The following is a 5,835-nucleotide window of genomic DNA, read 5'->3' on the forward strand; positions in this document are numbered from 1 at the left end:
CCAGTCGCAGTTCGTCGACCGCGGCATGGTGGCCGACATCGCCCTGCACGCCCCAGGACGCACCGGCGACGAGCGCAACCATCACGCCCACATCCTGCTCACCACCCGCGAGATGGATGCGGATGGCTTCACCACCAAGAACCGCGACTGGAACGCCGTCGAGGTTCTGGAGGAGTGGCGGGCGGCATGGTCGCGCGATGCCAACGTGGCCCTTGAGCGCGCCGGCATCGAGGAGCGCGTCGATCACCGCACCCTCGTTGCGCAGCGCGACGAGGCGCGTGAGCTTGCTCGTGACGCGCATGAGCGCGGCGACGAGGCCGTGGAGCTGCGAGAGACCGTGCGGGCCGTCGCACTGGACCGCCCGCCCCTGCCCCAGCTCTCGCTGGGGGCATGGCAGCTCAAGGAGCGCGGGCAGGAGGTTGCGGCCGTCCGGGTCTGGCACGAGGTCAAGGACCGTGCCGCCGAGGTGGCGCGTGTGGCGCAGGAGCTGGCCGGTCACGTCCGCGAATGGCTGGACCGGACGGCGGAACGGGTGCTGGACCGGTTCCAGCCGGAGCTGGCGCTTGATGGGGGCAGCAATGACCGGGTTCAGGCCCCTGACCTTGCCGCCCGTCTGCGCGAGGCGTGGGAAGCGCGACAGAGCCGCCAAGAGGTGCGCGACGTGGCCGTGCCAGAGCGGGGCCGTGAAGCGCCGGAACAGGACGCATCGCAGAGCCTAGCAGACCGGTTGCGCGAGGCGGCGCGGGGGATTGATCCGGACGCCCTCGCTGACCGTGCCGCTACCTTGCGCGAAGGGCGCGAGGCGGAGGAACGGCATCTGGCGTTGGAGGCCGAGAAGGTCAGGGTGCGCGAGTTGGAGATCGAGCGCGAGGCGGCAAGTATAGCCGAGCGCGACAGCGGGATCGGGTGGAGTCGATAGGGTGTCCGTGCATTGCCATTACTGGGTGCGGTGGCAAATTCGCTGTTCGTTACGCTTGCTTCTTAGGTCGCCCGCCCTTGGCACCGTTGGCACGGGCGGCGGCAGCCTTGGCGGGTGATGTGGCCTGTCCAGCGCGGCGAGCCATGTAGGCTTTCGTGCCAAACACACCGGCCAGCAAGCCACTCACTCTGAAGTCTGCATCGAGGGCTTCCCAGTGCAGCCCATACCCCGCGCCGAGGATTTCCACTGTCGCAAGTTCATCATGCGTGGCGGTTTCCAGCCCCTGTGCGAGGTGGGGCGGAAAGGCGAAGGTGCAGCCGTTGTTCATCTCTACGATGATGCGCGCGCTCTTGCGGTCATAGCGCGCAGCTGTCGCGCGCGGCTCGACAAGGTGTGCAATCCTGCCCCGTTCCAGAGCGGTGTCGATTTCGGCGTCTGTCAAATCAGCCATGGAATTCCCTCCACCTGGCAAGAAACTGGTCCTGCTGGTCGCGGACCAACTGCATGGCGCGCCGCAGATCGTTGGCCTTCATGTTTTCAGCCCAAACCAGGGCTGGCGCGCCGCCAGGCCCAATCAGGTTGATCTTGGCATGACCATCGCCGAACACATGCACATGGGCTGGTTCATGGTCGTCGGTAAAGATGATGATGCGCAGCCCATGCGCCCGGTAGATCGTGACCATAGTTGAAAATAACCCATCGGGTTGGGTTTTGCAAGTGAGGGCAGCGGAGAACGCTTGGTGTTCTCGGACAACCAAAAACCTTCAACAACTGCTCATGTTTTGAACGGGGTTTGTGGCAGCGGAAGATGAGGCAAGATGTGGATGTTCCAAAAACGAGGGTTTTTGACGCGATCCTAAGATCGGCAGTGCGGACAAAGCTGCCTTCATTTCAGACGCCATTATTACCGCGTTTCGAAGCTGGGGGAACAAATCAATAGGCACCGTCGGTAGCTATGTTGATCGTCGTGCCGCAATGCTTGCAATGCACTGCGTCCGGATCATGCAGCGTGAGACCACATATGAGGCAAGGTTGACGCACTTTCGAGGGCCTGAAAATTACCTGAGCCAGACGCAAGAAAAGCGTGACCCCGATGATCATGACGCCAACCGAGATCATGCGACCGGTCGTGCCCTCGAGAAGAACATCTCCGTATCCTGTAGTTGTCAGCGTGGTCACGGTGAAATAGAGAGCGTCGACGTAATTGCTGATATCAGGATTTGTCCGGTGTTGCGTCGCATAGATGAGTCCCGTCATGACAAAAAGGAAAACCGCTAAGTTGACGGATGCGATCAGCAGCTCTTCTTTTTGGCGGAAGAACGGCACGTCCGCTCTGAGGCGATCAATCAGCTGGTAAGTATGAAGCAGTCGTAGGGTGCGCAGGACACGGAGGAATCCAGCGCTGCCCCCTGCGATGGCGATCAGAAACGATGCGATGGCGAGGATGTCTGCCAGCGAAATCGGATTTACCAAAAACCGCATTTTCTGTTCGCTGATCGCGAGCCGTGCACAGAAATCGACGAGGATGAAAAATCCGATGACAACATCGATGGCTGGAACGATTCCACCATGGGCTGTGAAGGATGTCGCCACGACATACATGATGGTCCCGATATCGAAATATAAAAGACCATAGCGAAACCTATGCGCGGTATCGCTATCCCCTTCGTAAAGTTCTCTTAATTTGCTCATCCACGCATGCGCCATGCTGATCCGATCAAGTTCTTGCGTTTCCCGGCTTTAATGTGCTGCATCCAAGGATCGTGACAAGCGGCCCGTTAGTGATTTCCACCAGAAAGAAAAAGGGGAGAGTGATGTCGAATCAAGGTCGAGCGAGGGCTTTCAATCGAAATAACTAGTGATGACGGTCGCCGGAAAGTTTTCTTGATACCTTTGCAAGTTTCGTGAGCCATGGGTATCGGCTTAGCTATCGATAAAGCGACGAGGCAAAAAACACGACCATGAGCTTTATCGTCTTCGTCAACGGGATGATCCTAATCTTCTTTGCGGTGCTGATGGGGCTGAACGCCCTTCTGTTTCCGGCGACCGCGCATGCCTTCTTTTTCGCGATGGCCGTCGTGGGCGTGCCGGGGGTGCTGCTTTGTCTGGTCTCCTCATCCTCCGACTACCATCTTCGGCGGGCCCAAACGTTTCTACTGACCTCGACCGTGTGGTTCATGGCCGCCGTCGCGGGTGCCGTGCCGCTGATGGTGTGGTCACTGACACCGACCGATGCCCTGTTCGAAGCGATGTCGGGCATCACCACGACCGGCGCGACCGTCATGGCGGGGCTGGATGCCATACCGCACGGTATCATCATGTGGCGGGCGATGCTGCAGGCCGTTGGCGGTGTCGGGTTCATTGTCACAGGCATCGCGATCCTGCCGCTGCTGAAGGTGGGCGGCATGCAGCTTTTCCGGACCGAAAGCTCCGACAAGGGCGAGAAGGAATTGCCGAGCGCGGCGCTCTTTGCCTCCGCGACCCTGCAGATCTATGCTGGCCTCATCGTCATCTGCGCCTTTGTCTATCTGGCGGGCGGCATGACCGGTTTCGATGCGATCACCCATGCGATGACCACACTTTCGACGGGCGGCTTTTCCGGCCATGATGCCTCGTTCGGCTTCTTTCAAAGCCCGTTTCTGCAATGGGCCGGCACGCTGTTCATGCTGCTGGGTGCCCTGCCGTTCGCCTGGTACATCCGGGTGCTTCGCGGTGGTTCCTTCCGCAGCGAGCAGGTCGCAGCGATGGTCAAGACCCTGACGCTCGTCATCGTCCTGCTGACGATCTGGCTGGTCGCACGCACCGGCATGCCACCGCTGACCGCGCTGCGGCTGGTCGCATTCAACGTCATTTCCGTTGTAACCACGACGGGCTACGCTACGACGGACTACACGGCTTGGGGGCCGTTCGCCGTCACCGTGTTCTTCGTGCTGACCGCCGTCGGGGGCTGCACCGGATCGACGGCGGGTGGTGCCAAGGCGATGCGTTGGCTGCTGCTTGGCCGGTCGATCAAGGCGCAGATCCAAGCGCTTTTCTCGCCCCATCGCGTCGTGACTGTGCGATACGAAGGCCACCGCGTCGAAGCTGACGTGATCGGCGGCCTCATCACGTTCTTCATGGTCTATCTCACGACATTCGCCATCCTGTCGATCATGCTGACGCTGCTTGGCCTGGACGTGGAGACGGCGGCCAGCGGTGCCTTGACGGCGCTTGCCAATGTCGGCCCAGGCGTCGGGTCGATAATCGGCCCCGCCGGCAACTTCTCGTCGCTCAGTGATCCAGTGAAACTGACCCTCGTTCTGGGTATGTTTCTGGGACGCCTTGAACTGCTGACCGTCCTCGTGCTGCTGATGCCGCTGTTCTGGAGCGATATTTCTGCACGCTGAATGTCGGTAAAATAGGGCTCGAACCGGACCTTCGCTGCGCTTGCATCACTGCCCCAGAAACCACCGTTTGTTGAACGCTCGCGAAGAACTTCTGTGAGAACAAGGTAAAGACGGCTTATTTGCCGAAGAGCTTCTGCCAGAACCCGCGTGGCCGCTTGTCCTCCAAAAGAGCCGTAGCTTGCTGACGCCAGCGGTCCCGATCCTCGCGTAGGTCGGTAATTGTCTCCTGTAATTGTTGCCGTTCGCGCTCGCGCTCTTTCTCTAAGAATTCTAGTTGGATGCGAAGCGTTCCTTGGTCATCTCTTTGGTGTTCCACATCGTTCCACTCGGAACGTTCCGTGTTCCGTTCCATCGGAACGGGGGGGAACACTCTGTGCAGTTCCGCCGGTTCGATAGCGTAAGCGCCGCTATCTGTCTTAGACGCTGAAACCTTTCCAGATTTCAGGGCACGGTGTATTGTCGTTTTGCTCTTTCCTGTTGCTTTTGCAGCGTCGTTCAGGCTGTAGCTCATCGCGTTCCGTCGCATTCCAAACGGAACGTTTCGGAACGTTCCTTAGTGTTACGCACCATCGTCACCGATCTTTGCGGCGGGTAAGTCAGGTTCCATGCCCGGAAGGGTTGGTTCGGACGGCGGCGGCAGGCCAGGTCCCGTCGGAAGCTGTTGCTCACCTTGAAGCAGACGAGGGACGCGGCGTAGTGGCTCCTGTTGGCCGAGCTGGTCGCGATCTGGTTGCTCATCTTCGGAAAGAACTACAATCGCGCTGAAGAGGCTGTAACGGATACCGTCACGTTTGCCCGACCATGCTACTCTGTCATTGATGACGTGGGCGTTGATCGTGCCACGGTCTCCAATTTGGCGAAGTTCGATCCAACGATTATCAGTCAGAACTTTGAGGGCTTTTTGAACACCTCGACGCGACGCACCAGTCAGATTGGCTAAAGTGCCTTGGGAAATCACAACGGCGTTGTGATCCCCTACCCGGGCGACAAGCAGGTGCATTATCTGAGCAGCAAGGGCGCTCTTCCGAGTTAAAAGCGCCCATGCCTCATGTGCCGCACGCTCGGTCTGGACCCATTGGCCACGATTTTTTCTTTCTGATATTTCGTTCATGTCCAGTTCCTAAAACACGAACTACAGTGCGCAGGGTGGGACTGTGACGTCAACAATTTTTGCGAACTACAGTGACAGAAACTGGAACTCCAGTGCGCACCCCCCCCCCATAACCCATTGAAATCATTGGCTCCAAAATTCGCTCTTTCTAATGATCTATAGGAGGGCAAAAAATCCACGCCAGTTCGAGCGTGAGCGCTCGCCAGTAAGCTGGCGAACGATCGGGCGGGGGTGGAGTTTTTGACTGACGCAGGCGACGGAGGAGCCTGCCCATACTTCGGTCCAAACTTTGCATCGTTGCTGGTGAGGTTCTTCACATCAACAAGCACGGCGCTGACTGGATGGGGTGGGTCAGGCAGGGCGGGGAAGGTTTTACCAAAATCCAGCGAGAACGGTTGTTGCAAACGCTGGATTTGCTG

General features: G+C 58.9%; 7 protein-coding genes. 2 read left to right on the plus strand and 5 right to left on the minus strand.

From position 1 onward, the window contains the following. Positions 1–919, plus strand: a 919-nt coding sequence (locus ACOI1H_RS23025; RefSeq protein WP_422440477.1) for a MobA/MobL family protein, incomplete at its 5' end; no start/stop codon positions are given. Between the two features lie 49 nt (positions 920–968). On the opposite strand, the gene ACOI1H_RS23030 is transcribed toward ACOI1H_RS23025, so the two are convergent. The 3 genes from ACOI1H_RS23030 to ACOI1H_RS23040 all read right to left on the minus strand — a co-directional run bounded on the left by ACOI1H_RS23030 (position 969) and on the right by ACOI1H_RS23040 (position 2,626). Next, on the minus strand, positions 969–1,370 hold the full coding sequence (locus ACOI1H_RS23030; protein ID WP_422440478.1) for a DUF2442 domain-containing protein: 402 nt from the start codon (positions 1,368–1,370) through the stop codon (positions 969–971). Beyond that, positions 1,363–1,602, minus strand: a complete 240-nt coding sequence (locus ACOI1H_RS23035) for a DUF4160 domain-containing protein (protein ID WP_422440479.1) — start codon at positions 1,600–1,602, stop codon at positions 1,363–1,365. The genes ACOI1H_RS23030 and ACOI1H_RS23035 overlap by 8 nt, the downstream gene beginning before the upstream one ends. Positions 1,603–1,852: 250 nt before the next feature. Next, on the minus strand, positions 1,853–2,626 hold the full coding sequence (locus ACOI1H_RS23040) for an ion channel (protein WP_422440480.1): 774 nt from the start codon (positions 2,624–2,626) through the stop codon (positions 1,853–1,855). A gap of 254 nt (positions 2,627–2,880) precedes the next feature. On the opposite strand from ACOI1H_RS23040, the gene ACOI1H_RS23045 reads away from it, so the two are divergent. Further along, the gene (locus tag ACOI1H_RS23045) at positions 2,881–4,305 is read left to right on the plus strand and encodes a TrkH family potassium uptake protein (protein ID WP_422440482.1); all 1,425 of its coding nucleotides are present in this window, start codon (positions 2,881–2,883) and stop codon (positions 4,303–4,305) included. Positions 4,306–4,420: 115 nt separating this feature from the next. Here the strand turns inward: ACOI1H_RS23045 and ACOI1H_RS23050 are convergent, their stop codons facing one another. Together ACOI1H_RS23050 and ACOI1H_RS23055 are read right to left on the minus strand one after the other, a co-directional pair. Then, on the minus strand, positions 4,421–4,816 hold the full coding sequence (locus tag ACOI1H_RS23050; protein ID WP_422440484.1) for a hypothetical protein: 396 nt from the start codon (positions 4,814–4,816) through the stop codon (positions 4,421–4,423). Positions 4,817–4,864: 48 nt separating this feature from the next. Beyond that, the gene (locus ACOI1H_RS23055) at positions 4,865–5,416 is read right to left on the minus strand and encodes a helix-turn-helix domain-containing protein (RefSeq protein WP_422440485.1); all 552 of its coding nucleotides are present in this window, start codon (positions 5,414–5,416) and stop codon (positions 4,865–4,867) included. Between the last annotated feature and the right edge of the window lie 419 nt (positions 5,417–5,835).

The organism is Loktanella sp. DJP18, assembly GCF_049310965.1.
Taxonomy (GTDB): domain Bacteria; phylum Pseudomonadota; class Alphaproteobacteria; order Rhodobacterales; family Rhodobacteraceae; genus Loktanella.

Excerpts from the sequence above, each read along its gene's own strand:
- ACOI1H_RS23040 (WP_422440480.1), bottom strand. The coding sequence starts at position 2,626 with ATGGCGCATGCGTGGATGAGCAAATTAAGAGAACTTTACGAAGGGGAT.
- ACOI1H_RS23055 (WP_422440485.1), bottom strand. The coding sequence starts at position 5,416 with ATGAACGAAATATCAGAAAGAAAAAATCGTGGCCAATGGGTCCAGACC.
- ACOI1H_RS23035 (WP_422440479.1), bottom strand. The coding sequence starts at position 1,602 with ATGGTCACGATCTACCGGGCGCATGGGCTGCGCATCATCATCTTTACC.
- ACOI1H_RS23030 (WP_422440478.1), bottom strand. The coding sequence starts at position 1,370 with ATGGCTGATTTGACAGACGCCGAAATCGACACCGCTCTGGAACGGGGC.
- ACOI1H_RS23045 (WP_422440482.1), top strand. The coding sequence starts at position 2,881 with ATGAGCTTTATCGTCTTCGTCAACGGGATGATCCTAATCTTCTTTGCG.
- ACOI1H_RS23050 (WP_422440484.1), bottom strand. The coding sequence starts at position 4,816 with ATGAGCTACAGCCTGAACGACGCTGCAAAAGCAACAGGAAAGAGCAAA.